Source organism: Streptomyces sp. MB09-02B, assembly GCF_033794485.1.
GTDB lineage: Bacteria > Actinomycetota > Actinomycetes > Streptomycetales > Streptomycetaceae > Streptomyces.
In genome coordinates, this window is record NZ_JARGEE010000803.1 from 1 (window position 1) to 1,814 (window position 1,814).

General features: G+C 75.9%; 2 protein-coding genes. Both read left to right on the forward strand.

Annotated features, from left to right (window positions below):
• The first annotated feature begins 175 nt into the window (after positions 1-175).
• Entirely contained in the window at positions 176-859 is a 684-nt protein-coding gene (locus P1P70_RS44200; protein ID WP_319248082.1) for a hypothetical protein, read from the forward strand.
• Between the two features lie 45 nt (positions 860-904).
• Positions 905-1,087: a hypothetical protein gene (locus P1P70_RS44205; protein WP_319248084.1), complete on the forward strand. Its 183-nt coding sequence runs from the start codon at positions 905-907 to the stop codon at positions 1,085-1,087.
• The last annotated feature ends 727 nt before the right edge of the window (positions 1,088-1,814 follow it).

A 1,814-nucleotide genomic window follows, 5' to 3' on the forward strand; every position in this document is an offset into this window, starting at 1 on the left:
GTGCGGACCGGGGCGGTGCGCGGGGCGGGGGGACCACCGGTTGCCGTATCGGCGGGGTGAGGTGCCGTGGTGTCGGCCTCGGGCGCGGACCGCTGGACGTCGCCCTTGAAGCCTCCGGGCACGCCGGAGTCGGTGCCGGTGCTGAGAGACCGGCCTGACGGGGCGCCGGGACCGGGTGCTGCCCCCGTACGCGGCGTTGGACATGGTCGTCGCCCGCTGGATGCTGACCTCGCCCCGTTCGGGGGTGGCGGGGCTGCCCGCTGATTGGTTGCCCGTGGTGTCGGACGACGGGGGCGTGATTCCGCCCGGGTCGCTCGCTGCGCGTCGGGGTTCCCCTGACGTACTGGCGGCGCGCTGCACGGTGCCGGCGGGATTCGCCGCCACACGGCTGGAGTTCGTGGCCGCAGCTCCGGGACTCGTGGTGGCGGCACCGACCGGGTTCGACGTCGTACGGCCGGGGCTCGTGGTGGCGGGACCGTCCGGGTTCGACGTCGTACGGCCGGGACTCGTGGTCGTGCCGGCGGAGTTCGTGGTCGTACGGCTGGGTGGCGGCGTCGTACGGCTGGGAGTTGGCGGCGCACCGACAGGGTTCGACGGCGGGCGGTCGGAACCCGTCGGCCCGCAGTGGGGACCCGCCGTTGCACGGTGGAGACCCGTCATGCCGACGGGAGTCGTCGTCGAACCGGCGGAGTTCGGTGTCGTACCGGCGGAGTTCGGTGTCGTACCGCCGAACCTTGTCGTCGTGTCGCCGACGGGGCCCGGCCCCCTGCGGTCGCCGGTCACCGACGTACCGCCGGAGTTCGGTGCCGTCCCGGCGGCGGTGTCGGGCGTCGCACGCTGGATGGCCGGCCCTGTGTGAGCGGGGGCGGCGGTGCTGTTGCCGGAAGGGAATTCGGCCGCGCTCGTGGAGCTGACCGCAGGTGCCTCGGCCCGGGTCGGCGTCGCGGCAGGCGCCGTTGCCCGAGAGGTGCCGCCGGACGCGCCGACCGGGCCCGTAGCCGAGTTCGCCGAGCCCGCCCCGCTCCCCGTGGACGCCGTACGACCCGATACCGGACCGGGCGACGAGGAGCCACCGGAAGCCGTGTGACCGGACGAGGAGCCGTCCGCTGCCGTACGTCCGGGCGGCGTACCCCCGGCTGCCGTCGCCGCAGGCACCGTACGCCCGGGCGTGGCACCGCTCGAAGGCGTCGGACCCGAAGTCGTATCCCCCGGCGCCCCGGCGGGCCCGGAGGGCTGTGGCCGTGACGCGGGCAGGGTCCGGCGCTGGACGGCCGGTGGGGCGGAGGCCTTGGTCAACGGGGCCGGACGGGTGGCGTGGGGCCGTGCCGGGGTGACCCGGGGGCCGGTCGGACGGGACGGCGTGACCTGGTACGGCGCTCGCTGCCCAGGCCCAGGCCCAGGGTCGGCGGACGGGGACGGGGACGCGGACGGGGACGAGGGCATGGAGGGGGCGGCCGGGGCCTCAGGCTCCTCGTACGCCACCGGCAGCCTGCGCGACGGCAGTTCCAGGCCGGCGACGGGCGCCGCAGACGTAGTGAGCACGTTCTTGACCAGCCCACCCGGCGCACCGGGCAGGACGGCGTGGGACAGGGTCCCGGTGAAGGACGGGTTCTGCCAGGTGCTCAACCGCCCGCTGAACCCGGCGTCCGCGACAGCGGCCGGCCCCCCTAGGGCCCGCTGAATCGGCCCGAGCCCTTCCCAACCACCAACGAGAGCACCCCCACCGCCGGAAACGGTCGAAGCACCCCCGGCACCCGAACCGGCCCCGGCACCCGAACCGGCCCCGGCACCCGAACCGGCCCCGGCACCCGAAC